At 70.4% G+C, this 23,285-nt stretch carries 22 protein-coding genes; 8 read left to right on the top strand and 14 right to left on the bottom strand.

Annotation, left to right across the window (positions count from 1 at the left end; all coding sequences use genetic code 11):
* Nucleotides 1–315: 315 nt before the first annotated feature.
* Together ACFXPL_RS34870 and ACFXPL_RS34865 are read right to left on the bottom strand one after the other, a co-directional pair.
* Complete coding sequence (locus ACFXPL_RS34870; RefSeq protein ID WP_384927176.1) at nucleotides 316–1,143, bottom strand: IS5 family transposase; 828 nt, start codon at nucleotides 1,141–1,143, stop codon at nucleotides 316–318.
* Nucleotides 1,144–1,308: 165 nt separating this feature from the next.
* Entirely contained in the window at nucleotides 1,309–3,891 is a 2,583-nt protein-coding gene (locus ACFXPL_RS34865; RefSeq protein ID WP_384927175.1) for an FHA domain-containing protein, read from the bottom strand.
* A 523-nt stretch (nucleotides 3,892–4,414) separates the two neighbouring features.
* Between ACFXPL_RS34865 and serB the strand changes: the two genes are divergently transcribed.
* Nucleotides 4,415–5,689, top strand: a complete 1,275-nt coding sequence (gene serB / locus ACFXPL_RS34860; protein ID WP_384927174.1) for a phosphoserine phosphatase SerB — start codon at nucleotides 4,415–4,417, stop codon at nucleotides 5,687–5,689.
* Between the two features lie 187 nt (nucleotides 5,690–5,876).
* On the opposite strand, the gene ACFXPL_RS34855 is transcribed toward serB, so the two are convergent.
* From ACFXPL_RS34855 to ACFXPL_RS34840, 4 genes are all read right to left on the bottom strand, one after another.
* Nucleotides 5,877–6,398, bottom strand: coding sequence for a SixA phosphatase family protein (locus ACFXPL_RS34855; protein WP_384927173.1), 522 nt, complete (start codon nucleotides 6,396–6,398; stop codon nucleotides 5,877–5,879).
* A gap of 93 nt (nucleotides 6,399–6,491) precedes the next feature.
* Nucleotides 6,492–6,701, bottom strand: coding sequence for a hypothetical protein (locus ACFXPL_RS34850; protein ID WP_384927172.1), 210 nt, complete (start codon nucleotides 6,699–6,701; stop codon nucleotides 6,492–6,494).
* A gap of 196 nt (nucleotides 6,702–6,897) precedes the next feature.
* A complete protein-coding gene (locus ACFXPL_RS34845; protein WP_283958703.1) occupies nucleotides 6,898–7,014 on the bottom strand; it encodes an SGM_5486 family transporter-associated protein in 117 nt (38 codons plus the stop codon).
* Between the two features lie 4 nt (nucleotides 7,015–7,018).
* On the bottom strand, nucleotides 7,019–8,386 hold the full coding sequence (locus ACFXPL_RS34840; RefSeq protein ID WP_384927171.1) for a CynX/NimT family MFS transporter: 1,368 nt from the start codon (nucleotides 8,384–8,386) through the stop codon (nucleotides 7,019–7,021).
* 75 nt (nucleotides 8,387–8,461) lie between these two features.
* On the opposite strand from ACFXPL_RS34840, the gene ACFXPL_RS34835 reads away from it, so the two are divergent.
* Nucleotides 8,462–9,142 (top strand): FadR/GntR family transcriptional regulator, encoded by a 681-nt coding sequence (locus ACFXPL_RS34835; RefSeq protein ID WP_384927170.1) that lies wholly within the window; start codon nucleotides 8,462–8,464, stop codon nucleotides 9,140–9,142.
* Here ACFXPL_RS34835 and ACFXPL_RS34830 read toward each other — a convergent pair.
* The 4 genes from ACFXPL_RS34830 to ACFXPL_RS34815 all read right to left on the bottom strand — a co-directional run bounded on the left by ACFXPL_RS34830 (nucleotide 9,123) and on the right by ACFXPL_RS34815 (nucleotide 11,992).
* Nucleotides 9,123–9,461: a hypothetical protein gene (locus ACFXPL_RS34830; RefSeq protein ID WP_384927169.1), complete on the bottom strand. Its 339-nt coding sequence runs from the start codon at nucleotides 9,459–9,461 to the stop codon at nucleotides 9,123–9,125. The two genes, ACFXPL_RS34835 and ACFXPL_RS34830, sit on opposite strands and share 20 nt — an antisense overlap.
* Before the next feature lie 178 nt (nucleotides 9,462–9,639).
* On the bottom strand, nucleotides 9,640–10,410 hold the full coding sequence (gene fabI / locus ACFXPL_RS34825) for an enoyl-ACP reductase FabI (protein ID WP_384927168.1): 771 nt from the start codon (nucleotides 10,408–10,410) through the stop codon (nucleotides 9,640–9,642).
* Nucleotides 10,411–10,414: 4 nt separating this feature from the next.
* On the bottom strand, nucleotides 10,415–11,134 hold the full coding sequence (gene fabG, locus ACFXPL_RS34820; RefSeq protein ID WP_329826278.1) for a 3-oxoacyl-[acyl-carrier-protein] reductase: 720 nt from the start codon (nucleotides 11,132–11,134) through the stop codon (nucleotides 10,415–10,417).
* A 156-nt stretch (nucleotides 11,135–11,290) separates the two neighbouring features.
* On the bottom strand, nucleotides 11,291–11,992 hold the full coding sequence (locus ACFXPL_RS34815) for a hypothetical protein (protein WP_384927167.1): 702 nt from the start codon (nucleotides 11,990–11,992) through the stop codon (nucleotides 11,291–11,293).
* Between the two features lie 99 nt (nucleotides 11,993–12,091).
* Between ACFXPL_RS34815 and ACFXPL_RS34810 the strand changes: the two genes are divergently transcribed.
* The 3 genes from ACFXPL_RS34810 to tyrS all read left to right on the top strand — a co-directional run bounded on the left by ACFXPL_RS34810 (nucleotide 12,092) and on the right by tyrS (nucleotide 16,454).
* Complete coding sequence (locus tag ACFXPL_RS34810) at nucleotides 12,092–13,615, top strand: TldD/PmbA family protein (RefSeq protein WP_384927166.1); 1,524 nt, start codon at nucleotides 12,092–12,094, stop codon at nucleotides 13,613–13,615.
* 82 nt (nucleotides 13,616–13,697) lie between these two features.
* Nucleotides 13,698–15,110 carry a metallopeptidase TldD-related protein gene (locus ACFXPL_RS34805; protein ID WP_384927165.1) on the top strand — a complete coding sequence of 471 codons (1,413 nt, stop codon included), beginning with the start codon at nucleotides 13,698–13,700 and terminating at the stop codon, nucleotides 15,108–15,110.
* A gap of 75 nt (nucleotides 15,111–15,185) precedes the next feature.
* Nucleotides 15,186–16,454: a tyrosine--tRNA ligase gene (gene tyrS, locus ACFXPL_RS34800; RefSeq protein WP_384927164.1), complete on the top strand. Its 1,269-nt coding sequence runs from the start codon at nucleotides 15,186–15,188 to the stop codon at nucleotides 16,452–16,454.
* A 98-nt stretch (nucleotides 16,455–16,552) separates the two neighbouring features.
* On the opposite strand, the gene ACFXPL_RS34795 is transcribed toward tyrS, so the two are convergent.
* Entirely contained in the window at nucleotides 16,553–16,846 is a 294-nt protein-coding gene (locus ACFXPL_RS34795; protein WP_384927163.1) for a GlsB/YeaQ/YmgE family stress response membrane protein, read from the bottom strand.
* Between the two features lie 290 nt (nucleotides 16,847–17,136).
* On the opposite strand from ACFXPL_RS34795, the gene ACFXPL_RS34790 reads away from it, so the two are divergent.
* The gene (locus ACFXPL_RS34790) at nucleotides 17,137–17,538 is read left to right on the top strand and encodes a DUF3099 domain-containing protein (RefSeq protein WP_384927162.1); all 402 of its coding nucleotides are present in this window, start codon (nucleotides 17,137–17,139) and stop codon (nucleotides 17,536–17,538) included.
* Nucleotides 17,539–17,827: 289 nt separating this feature from the next.
* The gene (locus tag ACFXPL_RS34785) at nucleotides 17,828–18,091 is read left to right on the top strand and encodes a hypothetical protein (RefSeq protein WP_384927161.1); all 264 of its coding nucleotides are present in this window, start codon (nucleotides 17,828–17,830) and stop codon (nucleotides 18,089–18,091) included.
* On the opposite strand, the gene moaA is transcribed toward ACFXPL_RS34785, so the two are convergent.
* The 3 genes from moaA to ACFXPL_RS34770 form a co-directional block, all read right to left on the bottom strand.
* The gene (moaA, locus tag ACFXPL_RS34780; protein ID WP_384927160.1) at nucleotides 18,074–19,063 is read right to left on the bottom strand and encodes a GTP 3',8-cyclase MoaA; all 990 of its coding nucleotides are present in this window, start codon (nucleotides 19,061–19,063) and stop codon (nucleotides 18,074–18,076) included. The genes ACFXPL_RS34785 and moaA overlap by 18 nt on opposite strands.
* A 247-nt stretch (nucleotides 19,064–19,310) precedes the next feature.
* Complete coding sequence (locus ACFXPL_RS34775) at nucleotides 19,311–20,963, bottom strand: cation acetate symporter (RefSeq protein ID WP_384927159.1); 1,653 nt, start codon at nucleotides 20,961–20,963, stop codon at nucleotides 19,311–19,313.
* Nucleotides 20,960–21,388: a DUF485 domain-containing protein gene (locus tag ACFXPL_RS34770; protein WP_384927158.1), complete on the bottom strand. Its 429-nt coding sequence runs from the start codon at nucleotides 21,386–21,388 to the stop codon at nucleotides 20,960–20,962. The genes ACFXPL_RS34775 and ACFXPL_RS34770 overlap by 4 nt, the downstream gene beginning before the upstream one ends.
* Nucleotides 21,389–21,642: 254 nt before the next feature.
* Here ACFXPL_RS34770 and ACFXPL_RS34765 point away from each other — a divergent pair, with 254 nt between their 5' ends.
* On the top strand, nucleotides 21,643–23,232 hold the full coding sequence (locus ACFXPL_RS34765; protein WP_384927157.1) for a S8 family serine peptidase: 1,590 nt from the start codon (nucleotides 21,643–21,645) through the stop codon (nucleotides 23,230–23,232).
* Nucleotides 23,233–23,285: the final 53 nt, after the last annotated feature.

Here is a 23,285-nt window from a genome sequence, read left to right as displayed (position 1 = left end):
AGTACGAACGGGACTTCTGGCAGAGCCTGGAACAAGTCCCGCAGTCCGCCTGAGCCAAGATCACCGGACTCTACGAAACTCAGTACAGCTCAAAGAGCTCGCCGAAAGCGCCGTGGTCCCCCGTGCTGATGCGTTTCCGCAGACTCGTATCCACACCTTCCATCTGTCCGTACGGCGAGGGCCGGTTCCAGTGACTCACGTCACAGAGGCAGGTGTGCGGCGAGTGCTGTGCTGGTGACTGCCGCAGGTGGAGTCGGTGATCGGCTGCTGCGGCGCTTCTTCCCTCGCCGGAGGATGGGCGGGCGGCTCGGCTGGTCAGCGCCCTTGCATCCCCATCCGGCCGCTTCGGGTGAGACGCCTGGTCATGAGAGTGATGGCGGCCCAGGTGATCAAGGTTTCGGAGTGCTGGATGAGCCGTTCGCAGTCCCGGGCATGGCGGCGGGCGTTCATCATCCAGGCCAGGCTCCGTTCGACGACCCAGCGGCGGGGCAGCACGATGAAGCCGGAGGTGTCCTTGGGCCGGCTGACGGTCTTGACGGTCAGGCTGAGGTGGTGTCTGGCCCAGGTCACGAGCTTGCCCGCGTAGGCCCGGTCGGCCCAAACGATGGTGATCTCGGGGTGCATCAGGCTGAGCCGGAAGAGGACTTCCTTGGCGGCGGCGGAATCGTGGAGGTCGGCTGGGGTGACCATCACGAACAGGGGCAGGCCGCGGGTGTCGACCACGAGGTGCCGTTTGCGGCCGTTGATTTTCTTGCCCACGTCGTAACCGCGGCTGTCCTTGCCGACGGTCGCGGCCGCCTTCACGGACTGCGAGTCGATGATGGTGGCCACCGCCCGCGGACCTTTGCCCATCTCCCGGCGGATCCGCCCGGCGGGCTGATCACGGATCTGGCCGATGACACCACGGGCGGCCCAGCGCGCCATGAACCCCCAAACCGTGCGCCAGGGCGGGAAATCCGCAGGCAGGGCCCGCCATTTGCAGCCGGTGTCCACGACATAGCGAATCGCGTCGACGATCTCGCGGCGAGGGTGCTTCTCCGGCCGGCCGCCGACCCTGGTTTCGCAAGCCGGGACGGGTAACAGCGGCTCGATCAATGCCCATTCGGCGTCGGAGGTGTCCGAGGGATAGCGAGGGCGGCGCATCTTCTCCTCCGCGTGTGACCTGCGGCGGGGGGGGGCGCCCCCCCCCCCGGGGGGGTGCCGCCCTCCGGCACGTTCCGGTACACGTGACTCCGGTACACGTGGGCTCCGGTACACGTGACACGGTCCGATACGTACCGGCGCGTCAGGCCGGGTCGCGGTCCGCCGTCACTTGCGCATGACCTCGGGCTCGTGGCGGCGCAGCAGCCGCACGACCGCGAAGCCGCAGACGACCCCGATCAGCAGCAGGACCGAGACGTTCATGACCCACTGGCCCGCCGCGTGCTCCCACAGCGGGTCCAGGTTGGTCGGGTCGTCGACGTCCCACGGCGCCATCAGGTGCGAGAGGTCCAGGGTCGTGCCCGCGCCGGCGATGGCCCAGCGGGACGGCATCAGCCACGCGAGCTGTTCCAGGCCCGGCGAGTCGTAGAGCTGGAAGAGAACGCCCGTGAACACGACCTGGACGATCGCGAACATGACGAGCAGCGGCATCGTCTTCTCGGAGGTCTTCACCAGCGAGGAGATGACCAGGCCGAACATCATCGAGGTGAAGCCGAGGGCGATCACGACCAGGCAGATCTCGACGGCCGGCGGCATGAGCAGGCCCTCTTCCGGCAGCACGCGGGGCGCGAAGCCGATACCGCAGAGGATGACGCCCTGGAACGCCGTGATCACACCGAGTGTGATCACCTTGGACATCAGATAGGCGGAGCGGGAGAGACCGGTGGCCCGTTCCCGTTCGTAGATCACCCTCTCCTTGATCAGCTCACGTACGGAGTTGGCCGCGCCCGAGAAGCACATGCCGACCGTGAGGATCAGCATGATCGTGCCCGCGGCGCTGTTGAACCGGGCCGGCGCCTCGGGCGGCCCGAGGCCGAACTTGGCGGGGATCACGACGCTGACCACCCCGAGCACGGCGGGCAGGATCAGCATGAGCCCCATGAAACCCTTGTCGGAGGCGATCACCGAGGAGTAGCGGCGGATCAGCGTCCAGAGCTGGGAGCCCCAGCTCTGGGCCTTCGGCGGGCGTAGCTGCTGCGGCGGCGTGTGGACGGACTGGGCGGCGACGGAGTCGATGTCCGCGGCGTACATCTGGTAGTGCTGGGAGCCGCGCCAGCGGCCCGCCCAGTCGTAGTCGCGGTAGTTCTCGAAGGCCGAGAAGACATCGGCCCAGGTGCTGTAGCCGAAGAAGTTGAGCGCTTCCTCCGGCGGGCCGAAGTAGGCGACGGAGCCGCCGGGGGCCATCACGAGCAGCTTGTCGCAGATGCCCAGCTCGGCCACGGAGTGGGTCACGACCAGGACCGTACGGCCGTCGTCGGCGAGCCCGCGGAGAAGCTGCATGACATCGCGGTCCATGCCCGGGTCGAGGCCGGAGGTCGGCTCGTCCAGGAAGATCAGCGACGGCTTGGTGAGCAGTTCCAGGGCCACGGACACGCGCTTGCGCTGACCACCGGAGAGCGAGGTGATCTTCTTGTCCTTGTGGATGTCGAGCTTCAGCTCGCCCAGCACCTCGCCGATCCGGGCCTCGCGCTCGGCCTCGGCGGTGTCGCCGGGGAAGCGGAGCTTGGCCGCGTACTTGAGGGCCTTCTTGACGGTCAGCTCCTTGTGCAGGATGTCGTCCTGCGGAACGAGACCGATGCGCTGCCGCAGCTCGGCGAACTGCTTGTACAGGTTCCGGTTGTCGTAGAGGACGTCGCCCTGGTCGGCGGGGCGGTAGCCCGTGAGCGCCTTGAGCAGGGTGGACTTGCCGGATCCCGAGGGGCCGATGACCGCGATCAGCGACTTCTCGGGGACACCGAAGGAGACGTCCTTGAGGATCTGCTTGCCGCCGTCGACGGTCACCGTGAGATGGCGGGCCGAGAAGGAGACCTCACCGGTGTCGACGAACTCTTCGAGCCGGTCCCCGACCAGCCGGAAGGTGGAGTGGCCGACACCGACGATGTCGTTGGGGCCGAGAAGCACGGTGCCGGACTTGGCGATCGGCTGGCCGTTGACGTACGTGCCGTTGTGGGATCCGAGGTCGTGGATCTCGAAGCGGCCGTCGGGGGTCGCCGTGAACTCGGCGTGGTGGCGCGAGACCTGGAGGTCGGAGACGACCAGTTCGTTCTCCAGGGCACGGCCGATGCGCATCACGCGGCCGAGGGAGAACTCGTGGAAGGTGGTCGGACTGCGGTCCCCGTACGCGGACGGGGCCCCCGCCGCGCCGCCCGCGCCACCGCCCTGTGGCTGCTGTGGCCTCGGTGGCTGAGGCGCCTGCTGCGCGTAGTGAGGTGCGGGGGCCTGTGCCTGCTGGGGTACGGGGGCCGCCTGCGCCTGCTGCCAGCCCTGCTGCTGCGGGGCCGCCGGCTGCTGGGGCTGCTGCCAGCCCTGCTGGGCCCCCGCCTGCTGAGGTGCCACGCCCTGCGCGCCGTACGCACCGGCACCGGCGCCCGCACCGGCGTTCGCGCCCGCGCCGGTGAGCGTCACGCGGGGGCCGTCGGTGGCGTTGCCGAGGTGGACGGCGGAGCCGGCGGCTATCTCCAGCTGCTGAATGCGACGGCCCTGCACATAGGTGCCGTTGGTGCTGCCGTGATCCTCAATGACCCAGCCACGGCCTCCCCACTTCACGGTGGCGTGGCGCCACGAGACCCGGGCGTCGTCGATCACGAGGTCGCCCTGTGGATCGCGGCCGAGCGTGTACGACCTGGACGGATCGAGCGTCCAGGTTCTTCCGTTCAATTCCAGTACGAGTTCCGGCACTCCATGCCCCACTTGTTGTCCCCCGAGTTTCCCCCATCGCGGGGAGTCTAGGGATGGCGAACATCGTGGGGAACTATTTCAGGCTCACTCCCGTCTTTGAAAGTCGGGCCGTGTGCCATACCGGCACAAGCGTGTAACAGCCCCCCGGGAAGGGCCTGTCGGCGAGGAACAAAGAGCCATGGAAAGCAACAACACCGACAAAACACAGGCGTGGCCCGGTAATCCATCGCCGTGCGCGCCCCTCGGCGCCCACCGAAAAGGGAGTCCGCGGTCGTGCCGTAAGCGCGATGACGGGATTCAACCGTCGTTTTCTCGCCAATCGAGGACCGGCGGTACGGCGATACCGGAGCCGTGGAATCCGGTACGCCGCTTACCTCCGGTGCGCCGGACCGCCCGCGCGGCGCACCGGGCGGTGATCCCGGAACCGGCGGCGCACCGTATCCGCAGGTCATCCCCTCCGTCACCCCATGATCGTTGTCCGGTACGCGGGACGGCTGGCCGGTTTCCGCGCCCCGCCCGATACGGTGGAACCACCATGAGCGCAACTCAGCCCCGTCTGAACTCCGACGTCCCGACCCTCCTCGTCAAGATCTTCGGGAAAGACCGCCCGGGGATCACCGCCGGGCTCTTCGACACCCTCGCCGCCTTCTCCGTCGACGTGATCGACATCGAGCAGGTCGTCACCCGTGGCCGTATCGTCCTGTGCGCACTCGTCACCGCGCCGACCGCGGACGGTGCCACCGAGGGCGAGCTGCGGGCCACCGTGCACAGTTGGACCGAATCCCTCAAACTCCAGGCCGAGATCATCTCCGGCAAGGGCGACAACCGGCCGCGCGGCAGCGGCCGTTCGCATGTCACCGTCCTGGGAAACCCGCTGACGGCCGAGTCGACGGCGGCCATAGCCGCCAGTATCACCGCGACCGGCGGCAACATCGACCGGATCTTCCGGCTCGCGAAGTACCCGGTCACGGCGGTCGAGTTCGCCGTGTCCGGTGTGGAGACCGAACCGCTGCGCACCGCACTCGCCACCGAGGCGGCCGAGATCGGGGTGGATGTAGCCGTCATCTCGGCCGGACTGCACCGCCGGGCCCAGCGCCTGGTGGTCATGGACGTGGACTCGACCCTGATCCAGGACGAGGTCATCGAGCTGTTCGCGGCGCACGCCGGCTGTGAGGCCGAGGTCGCCGAGGTGACCGCCCGGGCCATGCTCGGTGAGCTGGACTTCGAGCAGTCCCTGCACGCCCGGGTCGCGCTGCTCGCCGGGCTCGACGCGTCGGTGGTGGAGAAGGTACGGGCCGAGGTACGGCTCACCCCCGGCGCCCGCACCCTGGTCCGCACGCTCAAGCGGCTCGGCTACCAGGTGGGGGTGGTCTCCGGCGGGTTCACCCAGGTCACCGACGCCCTCCAGGTGCAGCTCGGGCTGGACTTCGCCGCCGCCAACACCCTGGAGATCGTGGACGGCAAGCTCACCGGACGGGTCGTGGGCGAGATCGTCGACCGGGCGGGCAAGGCCCGGCTGCTGCGCCGGTTCGCGGCCGAGGCCGGGGTGCCGCTGGCACAGACGGTCGCCATCGGTGACGGCGCGAACGATCTCGACATGCTGAACGCGGCCGGGCTCGGTGTGGCCTTCAACGCCAAGCCGGTCGTCCGCAAGGCCGCCCACACGGCGGTGAACGTACCGTTCCTGGACACCGTGCTCTACCTGCTGGGCATCACCCGGGAAGAGGTCGAGATCGCGGACGGTGAGGACGGCCTCGAAGAGCCGGCCGAACCGGCCGAACCGGGCGCACGGGACCGCCGAGCGGTCTGAGCCGCACGGCAGGGCAAGGCAGGACAGGGCTGGCCAGGCCAGGCGGAGCAGGGCCGCCCGGACCCACGCAGGCGGGCAAGGCACGGCGAGAAGAAGGCCCCGGCGGGGAGCCGGTGAACGCATCACCGGACTCCCCGCCGGGGCCTTCCCCGCCCGTATCCACGCCGCCCGGGTCAGCCGCCCGTGGTCAGCCGCGCCGCGGCGTCCAGAACTCGGCGAGCGTGGCCACGCCGTGCTCCACGGACTTCCAGGAGCCGTCGACCGTGAGGACGGCGAAGGCGGCGGTGGGGAAACCGCTGCGATTCATCCGGGTGAGCGCGTCACCCTCCGCCGAGCCGGCGAGCGCGTCGGCGAGGGCGTGCGTACCCGGGTTGTGGCCGATGAGAAGAAGGTCGCGCACGTCGTCGGAGACCTCGTTGACGACGGCGATCAGCTCGCCGAGGGAGGCATCGTACAGCCGGTCCTCGTAGACGGTCCTGGGGCGCTGCGGCAGCTCCGACACCGCCAGTTTCCAGGTCTCTCGCGTTCTGGCCGCGGTCGAGCAGAGAGCCAGATCGAAGGCGATACCCGTCGCGGCCAGCTCACGGCCGGCGATGGGGGCATCAGCACGGCCTCGGTCCGCGAGCGGCCTTTCGTGGTCGGCCACGTCGGGCCAGTCGGCCTTCGCGTGCCGGAGGAGGACGATCCTGCGGGGTGTTTCGACGCTCATGTTTCCCAGCTTCGCATGAAATGAGCCAGCGGGCGCAGGGTGTTGACGTGCTCACCCGGCACGGGTGAACGGCGCCGTCGGCGCTGACCGGTACTACCGGGCCAGGGTCAGATGCAGGTGCTCCAGGATCCGGCCGACCGTGGGCTCGGCGGTCGCGGCATGCACCTGGCCGGGATCCGCCATCAGCACGAACAGGACCACGAAGGCTATGGACGGCAGGGCGACGGACCACCACGGCAGCCGCGTGTCGACGCCGCCGGAGGAGACCGGGGAGTAGGGCCGGGAGTGGGTACGGGCCGGCATGGCCGCCTCCGGAAGTCGGTGAGTCAGTGAATCGGTCAGCCGCTGGATCGGTGAATCGATCCGGTGATCCGTGATGCTTCCAAGCTACGGATCACGAGGCCCGGTTCCCATCCGGTGACCCACCCACTTGACCCTGACCCAGGCCCCCTAGGGGATGGGGGGCCAGCCCCACCCCGGGGGCGGCACGGGGGTCGGATCAGGGGCTGGCGATGGTCGCGATGATGCTGATGATCACCATGATGCCGATGATCGTGCCGAAGACGAGCAGCAGTTTCCGCTGGCCGTTCTGAGGGTTCGGGTCAAGGACTGGCATGCGGTCAGTCTCGCATCCGCGTCTCGTCCTCGATCGTCCGGTCCCGCCCCGCGACGACGCCCATCACCATCTGCGGTACGAGGAACCCGGCCATCAGCGCGATCGGCAGCCCCCAGCCGCCGGAGTGCTCGTACACCACTCCCACCAGCATCGGGCCCGGGATCGAGATCAGATAGCCGGTGCTCTGGGCGAAGGCGGAGAGCCGTACGACACCGGCACCGGTCCTCGACCGCAGGCCGATCATGGTGAGGGCCAGCGGGAACGCGCAGTTCGAGACACCCAGCAGCACGGCCCAGACCCACGCTCCCCCGGCCGGCGCCGCATACAGCCCGGCGTAGGCGGTCAGCCCGCAGAGCCCCAGGGCGACGACGATCGGCCCCTGGTTGTTCATCCGGGTCGCCACCCTCGGGATCACGAAGGCCAGCGGCACCCCCATCACCATGGTCATGGCGAGCAGCAGCCCCGCCGTGCCCGCCGGGACTCCGGCGTCACGGAAGATCTGCGGCATCCAGCCCATGGTGATGTACGCGCCGGTGGCCTGGAGGCCGAAGAAACAGGCGAGGGCCCAGGCCGTACGGCTGCGCCCGAGCCGGAGCCCGGGCGCGGCACCGGCGCCACCGCCGTGTGCGCCCGCAGCCACGGCCGGGGCGCCGGAGGCGGTAGCGGTACGGTCGCGGGCCAGGCCGATCCACGGCAGTACGGCCACGGCGGCGAGCACCGCCCACACGCCCAGCCCCGTACGCCAACTGCCGCCCAGCGCCGCGGTCATGGGGACGGTCACGGCGGCCGCCGTGGCGGTGCCGAGCGCCAGCCCCATGGAGTACAGGCCGGTCATGGTGCCGACCCGGTCGGGGAAGTGGCGCTTGACGATCACCGGCATCAGCACGTTGCTGACCGCGATCCCCATGAGCGCGAAGGCACTGGCGGCGAGGAACCCGGCCGTGCCGCCGGCGAACGGGCGGAGCGCCACTCCCGCGGTGATCGCCACCATCCCGGCGAGGACGACGGTGCCGGGCCCGAAGCGCCGCGCCAGCCGGGGCGCGGCGAAGCCGAAGACGGCGAAGCAGAGCGGCGGTACGGAGGTGAGGACCCCCGCGAGCGTGCCGCTCATGTGCAGCCCGTCCCTTACCTCTTCGAGGAGGGCGCCGAGACTGGTGATGGCGGGGCGGAGGTTGAGGGCGGCGAGGACGAGCCCGGCGACGAGAAGCCGGGTGCGCCATTTCGAAGCCGGTGCGGACGGCGCAGGCGGCACCGACGGCGAGGCCGGCCCGGAGGTCGCGGACGGACCGGAGGGGACGGAAAGGGCGGCGGGCGCGGACGCCGGTATGCGCCCGGTCTGCGGGTGGAGAGAGGTGTGCGGCTCGTCGGACATGGGGCCATCATAGAATGATGGGATGTTTTACTGTCCATCTGCGGGACACCGTCCCTCCCCGAGACCAGGAGCACCATGGCACTGACCTCTCCCCGGCGCTCCGCACTCTCCGATCAGGTGATCAACGAGCTGCGGGATCAGATCACGTCGGGCGCATGGCCGGTGGGCTCACGCATCCCGACCGAGCCGGAGCTGGTCGAACAGCTGGGCGTGGCCCGTAACACCGTCCGTGAGGCGGTCCGCGCGCTCGCCCACAACGGGCTGCTGAGCATCCGGCAGGGGTCGGGCACGTACGTCGTCGCGACCAGCGAGCTGGCCGGGGTGATGCACCGCAGATTCGCCGGGGCCGACCCGCGCCACATCGCCGAGCTGCGTTCCACGCTGGAGTCCTCGGCCGCGCGGCTGGCCGCGCAGCGCCGCACGGAGCGCGATCTGCGGCAGCTCGACACGCTGCTCGCGCGGCGCGAGGAGGCGTGGTCCGCGGGCGACGCGGACCGGTTCGTGGCCGCCGACGCGACGCTGCACCTCGCGGTGGTCGCGGCGTCGCACAACGACGTGCTGACCGCGCTCTACGCGGACCTCGGCCATCTCCTGCGCGACTGGCTGCGGGACGACGTGGGCCGGGAGCTGCGCCCCGAGAACCACATGGACCACGCACGGCTGGTGGCGGCGATCCGGGCGGGCGACGCGGAGACGGCGGCGGCCGAGGCGGCGAGCTACACCAAGCACTGCCTGGTCACGGACGTTCATGGCTGACCCGCACCGACCTGATCTCCTTCCAGCACCGGTCCGCGAGGCGTACGTATCCGGCGGCCCTGATCTCCACGGGGGCGCCGACGGCGTCGATGTCCCACCAGCGGGCGCAGTCCACGTGGAGCTGGACCCGGTCCGTCTCGGGGTACGGGTTGTGGCAGTACGCGAGGGCGCGGGAGCCCTGGATGTCCGTACGGCAGGTGGCTCGGAAGCGGTCAGGGGCCGGGCGGTCCCGGCCGGGGCGGTCGGCGGCGACCGCGAACGCCGAGGCCATCAGCGCGGCGGCCACGAGCACGGCCGTACGGCGGCGCTGCGGACGCATGCGGACCCCTCCTCCCCCGACGAGCAGCCGTGGGAACGGCGCCTTCGTGGGCCGTTCCGCCCAGTGTGCGGGGAAGCGCCGCTCTTTTCGACTCGGGGAGGAGCCGCGGGGAAACGGGCAGCAAGAAGGCCGCGCGCTCCGGAGGGAACGCGCGGCCTTCTCAGCGCTGCCGAGGGTGTCAGGCACCCATCATGTGCACGCCGCCGTCGACGTGGACGATCTCGCCCGTCGTCTTCGGGAAGAAGTCCGACAGCAGACCGACGACGCCGCGGCCGGCCGGCTCCGGGTCCGAGAGGTCCCAGTTGATCGCGGCACGCTGGTTCCAGACGTCCGCGAAGGTCTCGAAGCCCGGGATCGACTTGGCCGCCATCGACTTGAGCGGACCGGCCGAGATCAGGTTGCAGCGGATGTTCTGGGCGCCCAGGTCACGCGCCAGGTAGCGGTTGGTGGACTCCAGGGCCGCCTTGGCGACACCCATCCAGTCGTACTTGGGCCAGGCGAACTGCGCGTCGAAGGTGAGGCCGACGACCGAGCCGCCGCGCTCCATCAGCGGCAGGCAGGCCATGGTGAGCGACTTCAGGGAGTACGCCGAGACGTGCACCGCCGTGGAGACGTCCTCCCAGCTTCCCTCCAGGAAGTTGAAGGCGCCCTGCGGGCCGAAGGCGATCGAGTGCACGATGCCGTCGATCCCGGCGCCCTCGCCCTGGTGCTCACGGATCTTGTCCGCCAGCCCGTCCAGGTGCTCCTGGTTGGTGACGTCCAGCTCGATGACCGGGGCGGGCTTGGGCAGCCGCTTGGCGATGCGCTCGACGAGCGTGAGCCTGCCGAAGCCGGTGAGGATGACCTCGGCGCCCTCCTCCTGCGCCACCTTGGCGGCGTGGAAGGCGATGGAGGACTCCGTGAGGACGCCCGTCACGAGAATGCGCTTGCCGGCGAGGATTCCACTCATGTGATCAGTGACCCATGCCCAATCCGCCGTCAACGGGAATGACGGCTCCAGTGATGTACGAGGCGTCGTCGGAGGCGAGGAACCGCACCGTCGCGGCGATCTCCTCCGGCTGCGCATAACGGCCGAGCGGTACCTGCGAGACGATGCCCGCGCGCTGCTCGTCGGTGAGTACCTTCGTCATGTCGGTGTCGACGAAGCCGGGCGCGACGACGTTGAAGGTGATGTTCCGCGAACCCAGCTCACGGGCGAGGGAGCGGGCGAACCCGACCAGACCGGCCTTGGACGCGGCGTAGTTCGCCTGCCCCGCCGAACCGAGCAGCCCGACGACGGACGAGATCAGCACGACCCGGCCCTTCTTCGCACGCAGCATCGCGCGGTTGGCGCGCTTGACGACACGGAAGGTGCCGGTGAGGTTGGTGTCGAGTACGGACGCGAAGTCCTCCTCGGACATCCGCATCAGCAACTGGTCCTTGGTGATGCCGGCGTTGGCCACCAGCACCTCCACAGGACCGTGCTTCTCCTCGATCTCCTTGTATGCCTGCTCCACCTGCTCGCTGTCGGTGATGTCGCAGCGGACCGCCAGGCAGCCCAGCTCCGTGAGCGCCTGCGGCGGCTCGCCGGAGCGGTAGGTGATGGCGACCTTGTCGCCGTTGTCGGCGAAGGCACGGGCGATGGCGAGGCCGATGCCCCGGTTTCCTCCGGTGACGAGAACCGAGCGGCTCAACGGATCAGCCTTTCCTCAAGGGGTCTGCTACCCCTGAAAACCTATAGGTCCGGCCCGGCCCGCGGGGAATCGGCCCCTGACAGCGCCTCGGGGTACTCCCTGTCGGGTCCCTACAGAAACGGGCCCCGGCCGATCCCGCCCGTGCTCGCCACGGGCTCACTCCCCGCCGTACAGCCGGTCAAGATCCACGAGCACGGCCTCGCCCCGCTCCCCGGCGGCCCGCAGCTCGGGGGCGAACCCCGCTCCCCCGAAGCAGACGAGCCGGACCTGCGAGACGTCAGTGCCGCGCCCGGCCGGCAGGTCCCGGATTCCTCTCAGCCGTTCGAGATGTCCGACCCCCATGACCTGGCCCTGGCCGGCGGCGCCGTGGACCACGACATCGACTTCGTACGAGGCTCGGTTCGCCGGGTCGGAGACGGTGCCGTACGACACGTCGACCGGCAGACCGCCGAGCGTCTCGGGCGCCGCGAAGTGGGCGACCCAGTCCCGGCAGAGCTGCTCGAAGTGCGGACCGACCACGGCGGGGAAGAAGCCCGGCCGGCTGCTCCGCCGGGCGGCCTCGGCCATCCCCCGGTCCAGCAGGGCGATCTTCGGCCGGACGATGGCGTGATCGAAGTTGATCAGCGGTTCGGCGACCTGGCACATCCTGCGGTTCTTGCGGAACGCGTCCGTCTGCCGTCGTACGAGCCCGCGGTCCTGGAGCACGGTCAACGGGTGCGTGATGTCGCCGGTGGGCCGGGCGAGGAAGCTCGCGGTACGGCCCGACGCGCAGCGGCCCTGGGCGAGCGGGGCGAGAGCACCGTACGGCAGATCCAGGCCCCTCCGGCACGTACCACACCCCGAGCCGTAAGCGGCCAAGGTGCCGTAATGGCCCTTCGGGTCGGCTGCTCCGCATGATTCACTGCGGACGCATGGAAGGTGTGACAACCAGAGCGTGATGGGAAGGGAAGGCAGCACGTGCCCCACGAGGTAGATCAGTCGTTCCTGGCGCTGCCGCTGCGGGCGCTCGCCGATGCCGCGCTCGCGCGGGCGCGGGCGCTCGGTGCGCAGCACGCGGATTTCCGGTTCGAGCGGGTGCGCGGCGCGGCCTGGCGGTTGCGGGACGGGAAGCCCGCCGGGTCCTCGGACACCACGGATCTCGGCTACGCGGTCCGGGTGGTGCACGGCGGGGCCTGGGGTTTCGCGTCCGGGGTGGATCTGACGATGGACGCGGCGGCGCGGGTCGCCGGGCAGGCCGTGGCCATGGCCAAGCTGTCCGCGAAGGTGATCGCCGCCGCGGGGTCCGACGAGCGGGTGGAGCTGGCCGAGGAGCCGGTGCACGCCGAGAAGACCTGGGTGTCGGCGTACGAGATCGATCCGTTCACCGTGCCCGACGAGGAGAAGAGCGGGCTGCTCGCCGAGTGGAGCGCGCGGCTGCTGCGGGCGGAGGGCGTGGCGCATGTGGACGCCTCGCTGCTCACCGTCCACGAGAACAAGTTCTACGCGGACACCGCGGGCACCGTCACCACCCAGCAGCGGGTACGGCTGCATCCGCAGCTCACGGCTGTCGCGGTCGACGGCAAGAGCGGCGAGTTCGACTCGATGCGCACGATCGCGCCGCCCGTCGGCCGGGGCTGGGAGTACCTGACCGGGACCGGCTGGGACTGGGACGCGGAGCTGGAGCGCATCCCGGGGCTGCTGGCGGAGAAGATGCGGGCGCCGAGCGTCGAGGCCGGTACGTACGACCTGGTCGTCGACCCGTCCAACCTGTGGCTGACGATCCACGAGTCGATCGGCCACGCCACCGAGCTGGACCGGGCGCTGGGGTACGAGGCGGCGTACGCGGGGACGTCCTTCGCCACGTTCGACCAGCTCGGGACGTTGGCGTACGGCTCCTCGGTGATGAATGTGACGGGTGACCGGACCGCCGAGCACGGGCTCGCCACGATCGGGTACGACGACGAGGGCGTCGAGGCGCAGTCGTGGGACCTGGTCAAGGACGGCACGCTCGTCGGCTACCAGCTCGACCGCCGGATCGCGCAGCTCACCGGCCTCGGCCGCTCCAACGGCTGCGCGTACGCGGATTCGCCGGGGCATGTGCCCGTGCAGCGCATGGCGAACGTGTCGCTGCGGCCGGATCCGGGCGGGCTCGCCACGGAGGATCTGATCGGCGGGGTGGAGCGCGGGATCTACGTGGTCGGCGACCGGTCGTGGTCGATCGACATGCAGCGGTACAACTTCCAGTTCACGGGCCAGCGGTTCTTCCGGATCGAGAACGGCAAGCTGGCGGGCCAGCTCCGCGATGTCGCGTACCAGGCGACGACGACGGACTTCTGGGGCTCGATGGAGGCGGTCGGCGGGCCGCAGACGTATGTCCTGGGCGGCGCCTTCAACTGCGGCAAGGCGCAGCCGGGCCAGGTGGCGGCGGTCTCCCACGGCTGCCCGTCGGCCCTGTTCCGCGGCGTGAACATCCTCAACACCACACAGGAGGCCGGACGATGACCGCGACCACCGCTCCCGGCCGGGGGCCCGGGGGTTGCCTCCCCGGACAGCACCGTCTCAACACGACTCAGGAGGCAGGCCGATGACTTCCCCCACGAGCCGCGTCAGCAAGCCGCACGAGATCGTCGAGCGCGCCCTCGAACTGTCCACCGCCGACGGCTGTGTGGTCATCGCCGACGAGCAGTCCTCCGCCAATCTGCGCTGGGCGGGCAACGCGCTGACGACCAACGGGGTCACCCGGGGCCGTACGCTCACCGTCATCGCGACCGTGGACGGCGCGCGGGGCACCGCCTCCGGGGTCGTGTCGCGCTCCGCCGTCACCGCCGACGACCTGGAGCCGCTGGTGCGAGCGGCCGAGGCCGCCGCGCGGGGGGCGGGGCCCGCCGAGGACGCGCAGCCGCTGGTCGCCGGCGACGGTGGCGGCCGGGCGTCGGCGGGCTTCACGGACGGGCCCGTCGAGACGACCTCCGCCGTCTTCGCGGACTTCGCGCCGGCGCTCGGCGAGTCCTTCGCACGGGCCCGGGCCGGCGGCCGTGAGCTGTACGGGTTCGCCAACCACGAGCTGACCTCGACGTATCTCGGTACGTCGACGGGCGTACGGCTGCGCCACGACCAGCCGAGCGGCACCCTGGAGCTGAACGCGAAGTCGCCCGACCGCTCACGCTCCGCCTGGGCGGGGCGCGCCACCCGGGACTTCCGGGACGTGGACCCGGCCGCCCTCGACGCCGAGCTGGCCCGGCGCCTCGCCTGGGCCGAGCGCAAGGTGGAGCTGCCCGCCGGGCGGTACGAGACGCTGCTGCCGCCGACCGCCGTGGCCGATCTGCTGATCTACCAGTTCTGGTCGTCCACCGCCCGGGACGCGGCGGAGGGCCGTACGGTCTTCTCGCTGCCGGGCGGCGGCACCCGCGTCGGGGAGAAGCTGTCGGAGCTGCCGCTCACGCTGCGCAGCGACCCGCACGAGCCGGGTCTGGAGTCCGCGCCGTTCGTGATCGCGCACTCCTCCGGCGACGACGCCTCCGTCTTCGACAACGGGCTGCCGCTCGCCCCGACGCAGTGGATGCGGGACGGCACACTGGACCGGCTGGTCACCACCCGGCACAGCGCCGCCCTGACCGGGCTCCCCGTCGCGCCCGGCATCGGCAATCTGATCCTGGACGGCGGGGGCGAGCGCTCGCTGGACGAGATGGTCGCGAACACCTCGCGCGGGCTGCTGCTGACCTGCCTCTGGTACATCCGCGAGGTCGATCCGGCGACGCTGCTGCTCACGGGGCTGACCAGGGACGGCGTCTATCTGGTCGAGGACGGTGAGGTGGTCGGCGAGGTGAACAACTTCCGGTTCAACGAGTCGCCCGTCGATCTGCTGTCGCGGGCCGTGGAGGCCGGCCGTACGGAGAAGACGCTGCCGCGTGAGTGGGGTGACTGGTTCACCCGGGCCGCGATGCCCGCCCTGCGCGTCCCCGACTTCAACATGAGCTCGGTCAGCCAGGGAGTATGACCCCCATAGACTGGTGATTCACCGCAGGACCATGCGCACCATCCGCGTGCGCACCACCCGAGGAGAGAAACGACCGTGACGGACATCGTCGACGACCTGAAGTGGCGCGGGCTGTTCGCCCAGTCCACCGACGAGGACGCCTTGCGCAAGGCGCTCGCGGACGGTCCCGTCACGTTCTATTGCGGCTTCGACCCCACCGCGCCCAGCCTGCACGTCGGTCACCTCGTGCAGGTGCTGACCGTACGCAGGCTCCAGCAGGCCGGGCACCGGCCGCTGGCGCTGGTGGGCGGGGCCACCGGGCAGATCGGTGACCCGCGGCCGACCGCCGAGCGGACGCTGAACGATCCGGAGACGGTGGCCGGCTGGGTGGAGCGGCTGCGGTCGCAGATCGAGCCGTTCCTCTCCTTCGAGGGGCCGAACGCGGCGACCATGGTCAACAACCTGGACTGGACCGCGGGGCTGTCCGCGATCGAGTTCCTGCGGGACATCGGGAAGCACTTCCGCGTCAACAGGATGCTGACGAAGGACTCGATCGCCCGCCGGCTGGAGTCCGACGAGGGCATCAGCTACACCGAGTTCAGCTACCAGCTCCTCCAGTCCATGGACTTCCTGGAGCTGTACCGGCGGTACGGCTGCGTCCTCCAGCAGGGCGGCAGCGACCAGTGGGGCAACCTCACCGCCGGTCTCGACCTGATCCACCGCCTGGAGCCGGGCGCCGAGGCGCACGCGCTGGCGACGCCGCTGATGACGAAGGCGGACGGCACCAAGTTCGGCAAGACGGAGGGCGGCGCGGTCTGGCTCGACCCGGCGATGACCACGCCGTACGCGTTCTACCAGTTCTGGCTGAACGTGGACGACCGTGACATCTCCGCGTACAGCCGCATCCTCAGCTTCCGGTCCCGCGAGGAGCTGGAGGAGCTGGAGCTGGCCACGGCGGAACGTCCGCAGGCGCGCGCCGCGCAGCGGGCGCTGGCGGAGGAGCTGACGACGCTGGTGCACGGCGCGGAGCAGTGCGCGGCGGTCATCTCCGCGTCCCGGGCGCTGTTCGGCCAGGGCGAGCTGACCGGGCTGGACGAGGCGACGCTGGGCGCGGCGCTCTCCGAGGTGCCGCGCGCCGAGGTCACGGAGCTGGCGTCGGTGGTGGATCTGCTCGCCGCGGTGGGTCTGGCGCCGAGCAAGTCGGCGGCGCGGCGGACCGTCAAGGAGGGCGGGGCATACGTGAACAACGTCAAGGTCGCGGACGGTGAGGCGGTTCCGGAGCGTACGGAGCTGCTGCACGGCCGCTGGCTGGTGCTCCGCCGCGGGAAGAAGAACCTGGCCGCGATCGAGGTCGCGGCGGGCTGAACCACGGGGTCGCCCGGGCCGCGGCCGGGGGTGCGGACGATGGTCCGCGCCCCCCGGCCGCGGTGCTGTCCTTCGGCACCCGTCGGCGGTGTCGCCCGTCAGATTCTCTCGCGGGTGCCCGTCGTGCCTCTGTCGCCGCGGATCGCCTGCCAGAGCTTGGCGACCAGCGCGACCACGATGATGGCTCCGACGAGCTGGAGCACGTGCCGGGTCCAGTCGACGCCTTTCGTGTGGGCGACACCGAGCCAGCCGGCGACGGCGTTGCCGAGCACGCTGCCCAGGATGCCGCACAGGATCGTCAGCCACAGAGGGATGTTCTGCTTGCCCGGGATGATCGCTTTGGCGATCAGGCCGAGCACCAGGCCCACAACGATGACCCACAACCAACTCATGGTCGCCTCCTCACGCGGCGCGATGTGCGCATGAGGGCCAGTCTGTGGTGATCGGCCATACGGCGCATGTCGGACGCGGCTGTACGGGGCGCGCCGGGCCGCGTAGGCGGGGGTGGCGAGGAACACGGGTCACGCCTGCGGGTGACCCCCTCTCGTGGCGGCCGCACGGTCGGCGTACCGTGAAGGGTGTCCGGTGCAGGGAGAGTTTCCGGTCCAGGGAGAGTTCCCGGGGAGTGTTCCAGGGACCGTCCGGGGAGAGTCCGGCGGCAGGAAACGGGTGGTGGAACGTGATGCGGAAGCAGAGCGGCGCGGAGGTCTTCCGGATCACCGGGGCCCGTACGGGACTGGCCGAGGATGTACGCGGCCGGCAGCGCCGGTATGTGATCTCGATGGGCGTGCGGACGCTCGCCGTGATCGCGACGGTCGTCCTGTGGAACGTACAACGGCCGGTCGCGATCGTGACACTCGCCCTGGGGGTGCTGCTGCCCTACGTCGCGGTGGTGATCGCCAACGCGGGCCGGGAGAACTCCCCCGCGCTGCCCGCCACTTTCGTCGCCGCGCCGATGCTGCCTCCGATGATCGCGGCGTCGCCCGCACCCCGCACGGCTCAGGCGGGTGCCACGGGCACCGGCCGGGAGTATGGTGAGGGGCCGTCGCCGACGCGCGAACCGGAGTCACACGAACCGGTGTGAGGCGCGGGGGCGGACGTCGGCGGGAGCCGACGGGAGTGGACTCGCCGCGTCCGCACAGCGCGGCCGAAGCCTCAAGAAAAGCTCAGATCAATCGTGAAGTTCCGGTGCCCGGCACCCCGTTGCGCGTGACATACTTTGCAGGCGCTCCGCATCCCCCGTCGGAGCGACGGACCGACGCCGGGCAGCTCCCCCCGTGGCTGCTCGGCGTCGCCTTTTCCGGGGGCCTGCCACGGCCGGGGCCGTCACATCGCGACCGGAGCCCGTCACCGCGACACCCTAAGGTGGGTGGGTGAACTTCCCCCTCTTTCCCGCTCCTGACTCCCCTGACGACGCCGCGGCCCCGGTCTGCTCCGCGAAGGGCTGCCGGGACGCCGCCGTCTGGGTCCTCGCCTGGAACAACCCCAAGCTGCACACGCCGGAGCGCCGCAAGACCTGGCTGGCGTGCGACGCGCACCGGGAACACCTCTCGTCCTTCCTGGGGGTGCGCGGGTTCCTCAAGGAGGTGGTGACCCTGCGGGAGTGGGAGGAGCGGGGCTCAGCCGCCGATGGCTGACATCGGGCGGTCCGGCTGGAGAAACGCGGGATCGTCCAGACCGGAACCGGCCTTCTTTCCCCACATCGCCAGCTTCCAGAGGGTGGCTATCTCCTCGTCGGGGGCGCCCGAGCGCAGGGCCGCCCGCAGGTCCGTCTCCTCCCGGGCGAACAGGCACGTACGCACCTGACCGTCGGCCGTCAGCCGGGTGCGGTCGCAGGCGCGGCAGAAGGGGCGGGTGACGGAGGCGATCACCCCGACGCGGTGCGGGCCGCCGTCCACGAGCCAGCGCTCGGCGGGCGCCGAGCCCCGTACGCTCCCGCCCTCCTCGGTCAGGGTGAACCGGGTGCGCAGCGAGGCGAGGATGTCACCGGCCGTGACCATGCTCTCGCGCTTCCAGCCGTGCTGTGCGTCGAGGGGCATCTGCTCGATGAACCGCAGCTCGTAGCCGTGCTCCACGGCCCAGGCCAGCAGATCGGGCGCCTCGTCCTCGTTGACCCCCGGCATCAGGACCGTATTGACCTTGACGGGGGTCAGCCCGGCGTCGCGGGCCGCCAGCAGCCCGTCGAGGACGTCCTTGTGCCGGTCGCGGCGGGTGAGGGTCTTGAAGACGTCGGGCCGCAGGGTGTCGAGCGAGACGTTGACCCGGTCCAGTCCGGCGGCCTTCAGCGCGGCGGCCGTGCGCCGCAGGCCGATCCCGTTGGTGGTCAGCGACATCCGGGGGCGCGGCTCCAGCGCGGCGCACCGCTCCACGATTCCGACGAGCCCCGGCCTGAGCAGCGGCTCACCGCCGGTGAAGCGGATCTCCTCGACGCCCAGGCGCGTCACGGCCATCCCGATCAGCCGGACGATCTCGTCGTCGGTCAGCAGGTCGGTCTTGGTGAGCCACTGGAGCCCTTCCTCCGGCATGCAGTACGTGCACCGCAGATTGCACCGGTCCGTGAGTGACACACGGAGATCCGTGGCCACGCGGCCGTAGGTGTCGATGAGCACTGCGGCACCTCCCGGTGCTTTCTGTGGTTCCTGTGGTCCCTGCGGTTCGTGTGCTTCTTGCGGTTCCTGATGGTCGGTATGGGTCCCCGGTGATCGGATCCGGCTCCTCCGAGCCTACGTCAGACCTCTGACACCACCGGTCGCCGCGTACGACGACGAAGTGCCCACGGCCGGGGGCCGGCACGCCGCGAGGCCGCGTCGCGGGACTCCACGACGCGGCCTCGGAGGCTCGTACGACCGTACGGGGTCAGTGCGCCCCCGTACCGGTGAGGGACTTGACCTCCAGTTCGGCGTACTTGCCGGTGTCCGGCTCGTCCTTGGACAGTACGGTGCCCAGCCAGCCGAGCAGGAAGCCCAGCGGGATGGAGATCAGCCCCGGGTTCTCCAGCGGGAAGAAGTGGAAGTCGACGTCCGGGAACATCGACGTGGGCTTGCCCGAGACGACCGGGGAGAAGAGCACCAGCAGGACGGAGGAGGACAGACCGCCGTAGATCGACCAGAGGGCGCCCTGGGTGGTGAACCTCTTCCAGAACAGGCTGTAGAGGATCGTCGGCAGGTTGGCCGAGGCGGCGACGGCGAAGGCGAGCGCGACCAGTCCGGCCACGTTGAGGTCGCGGGCCATGGCGCCGAGGCCGATGGAGACGATCCCGATGGCGACGGTCGCCCAGCGGGCCGCGCGGACCTCCTCCTTCTCGGTCGCCTCTCCCCTGCGGATCACATTGGCGTAGATGTCGTGGGCGAACGACGAGGACGAGGCCAGCGTCAGCCCCGCGACCACCGCGAGAATGGTGGCGAAGGCGACCGCCGAGATCACGGCCAGCAGGATCGCGCCGCCCGTCGACCCGGCTCCGCCGCCGATCTCCAGGGCCGCCAGGGGAGCCGCCGTGTTGCCCGCCTTGTTGGAGGCGATGATGTCGCCGGGCTTGAGGAGCGCGGCGGCGCCGAAGCCGAGGACGATCGTCATCAGGTAGAAGGCGCCGATGATGCCGATCGCCCAGATGACCGACTTACGGGCTGCCTGCGCGGTCGGCACGGTGTAGAAGCGGATCAGGATGTGCGGCAGCCCCGCCGTACCGAGGACCAGCGCGATCCCGAGCGAGATGAAGTCCAGCTTCGAGGTGGCCGTCGCCCCGTACTTGAGACCGGGCTCCAGGAAGGCCGAGCCCTTGCCGCTGTTGCTCGCGGCCGTGCCCAGCAGGTCGGAGAGGTTGAAGTGGAACTTCCACAGGATCAGGAACGTGATCAGCAGGGTGCCCGCGATGAGCAGGACGGCCTTGACCATCTGCACCCAGGTCGTGCCCTTCATGCCGCCGATCGTGACGTACACGATCATCAGCAGGCCGACCAGCGCGACGATGGCGATCTTCCCGGCGTCGCTGGTGATGCCGAGCAGCAGGGAGACGAGCACGCCCGCGCCGGCCATCTGTGCCAGCAGGTAGAAGATCGAGACGACGATGGTGGAGGTGCCGGCGGCGGTACGGACGGGGCGCTGGCGCATGCGGTACGCGAGGACGTCGCCCATGGTGTACCGGCCGGAGTTGCGCAGCGGTTCGGCGACGAGGAGCAGCGCGACCAGCCAGGCGACCAGGAAGCCGATGGAGTAGAGGAAGCCGTCGTATCCGAAGAGCGCGATGGCCCCGGCGATGCCGAGGAACGAGGCGGCGGACATGTAGTCGCCGGAGACGGCGAGGCCGTTCTGGAAGCCGGTGAACTGCCGGCCGCCGGCGTAGAAGTCCGAGGCGTCCTTGGTCTGGCGGCCGGCCCAGACGGTGATGATCAGGGTCGCCACGACGAAGAGCCCGAAGAGCGTGATGATCAGCGGCCGGTGCTCGCTGGCGTCCCCGGCTGCGGCGAGCTGTACCGGGGCGGACTGGCTGAGGAGAGTGACCGGGTGGCTCATGCGTCCGCCTCCATGCGGGACTTGATGGCCTCGGCCTGCGGGTCGAGCTTCCGCGCCGCGTGCCGCGAGTAGATCCAGGCGATGAGGAAGGTGGTGGCGAACTGTGCGAGGCCGAGGACCAGCGCGACGTTGATGTTGCCGAAGAGCTTGGTGCCCATGAAGTCGCCCGCGTAGTTGGACAGCAGGACGTACAGCAGGTACCAGGCGATGAAGGCGACGGTCAGCGGGAAGGCGAAGGAGCGGTAGGTGCGGCGCAGTTCGGCGAACTCGTCGCTCTCCTGCACCGCGACGAACTGGGCCGTCGTGGGCTGGGCCGTCGTGGGCCGGGCGGACGCGGCCCCGTCCTTCGGGGCCGCCTCGGGCGTGGGCGGGGCGGTGCTGGTGTCCGTACCGCCCTCGGGCGGCGGCGGTGTGTCGGAAGCCACGGACTCTCCTCGTGACGCGGGTGCGGTGGGGTGGGTCATGGGGCGGGAGACCTCACAGGGAACGCGTGGGTACTGGTCCCCCTGACAACGGCACGGGAGGCGGGGCGAAGCGGTTCAACACCGGCCTTTTTCTTGCGGAAAGGATTCGGGAAGTGATTGATGACCAGGGCTGGTCGGGGATAACTTCACTGGTCATGTACCCGTCCAGGCGTAGCCCGCGCCGGGACGGCTCTCACGGATGATGTGGAGAACCCATGGCGCATCTGGGATCCAGACGGCGGCGCGTCCTCGCGCTGCCCGTAGGTCTGGCCCTCACCGTCTCGCTCGGCTTCCTGCCGACCGGTACGGCCACGGCCGCCGACACGGCCGCGGCGGGCGGGCCGTCCGCCCCGGTCGTGACGGACGGACCGAAGCTCTCGTACGTGGTCAACACCCGCGGCGGGCGCTCGGCGATCGCGTCGGTCGAGAAGGCGATCGGCAAGGCCGGCGGCACGGTGGTGACGACCTATGACCGGATCGGGGTCATCGTCGTCACCTCGCAGAACCCCGACTTCGCCAAGACCGTCCGCAAGGTCAGGGGGGTCGACTCGGCCGGTGCGACCCGTACGGCGCCGCTGCCCTCGCAGTCCACGACGGACCTCGGGGCGCCCCAGGAGGTGACGGCCGAGGAGATCGCGGCGGCGACCGCGAAGGCCGAGCGCACGAACAAGCAGGCCAAGGGTGGCGCCGGGGCGTCCGGCAAGGCTCTGGCGCAGGACCCGCTGGAGCCCTTGCAGTGGGACCTGCCCGCCATCAAGGCGGACAAGGCGCACGAGAAGACGCTCGGCAGCAGGAACGTCACTGTCGCGGTCATCGACACGGGTGTCGACGACACGCACCCGGACCTCGCGCCGAACTTCGACCGCGCCGCCTCGGTCAACTGCGTGAGCGGCAAGCCCGACACGGCGGACGGCGCCTGGCGGCCGACCGCAGGGGAGAGCCCGCACGGCACGCATGTGGCGGGTGAGATAGCCGGGGCGAAGAACGGCGTCGGGATCACCGGTGTCGCGCCGGGCGTGAAGGTGGCCGGTATCAAGGCGTCGACCCCGGCCGGGTACTTCTACACCGAGGCCGTCGTGTGCAGCTTCGTCTGGGCCGCCGAGCACGGTGTGGACGTGACGAACAACAGCTACTACACCGACCCGTGGTACTTCAACTGCACGAGCGACCCGGACCAGAAGGCCCTGGTCGACTCGATCACCCGGGCCACGCGGTACGCGGAGAACAAGGGCACGGTCAACGTGGCCGCGGCGGGCAACGAGAACTACGACCTGGCCGCCGACTCGATCACCGACCCGAGCAGCCCGAACGACTCGACGCCGGGCGAGCGGGTCATCGACCCGTCCAAGTGCTTCGACATACCGACCCAGTTGCCCGGCGTGGTGACGGTCGCGTCCACCGGCGCGAAGAACCTGAAGTCCTCGTTCTCCAACCACGGTCTGGGGGTCATCGACGTCGCGGCCCCTGGCGGCGACTCCACCCGCTACCAGACGCCCGCCCCGCCGGCGACCAGCGGTCTGATCCTCGGCCCGCTGCCGGGCGGCACGTGGGGGTACATGGCCGGTACGTCGATGGCCTCCCCGCACGTCGCGGGCGTGGCGGCGCTGCTGAAGTCGACGCACCCGCACGCACCCGCGTGGGCCGTCAAGGCGCTGCTGAAGGTGCAGGCGGACGAAGTCGCCTGCCCGGAGGCGTACGACATCGACGGTGACGGAGAGATCGACGCCGTCTGCGAGGGCGGCAAGCGCTACAACAGCTTCTACGGGGCGGGGCTGGTCGACGCCCTGGCCGCCGTGAGCAGGTAACGGCACGTGAGCCGGTGACCAGCGCGTGAGGTACACGGAGCGCGGGCCCGCCC

The sequence above is a fragment of the Streptomyces sp. NPDC059092 genome (assembly GCF_042756365.1).
GTDB lineage: Bacteria > Actinomycetota > Actinomycetes > Streptomycetales > Streptomycetaceae > Streptomyces.
The sequence above is the reverse complement of the archived record's forward strand: the minus strand, read 5'-3'. Positions and strand labels throughout refer to the sequence as shown.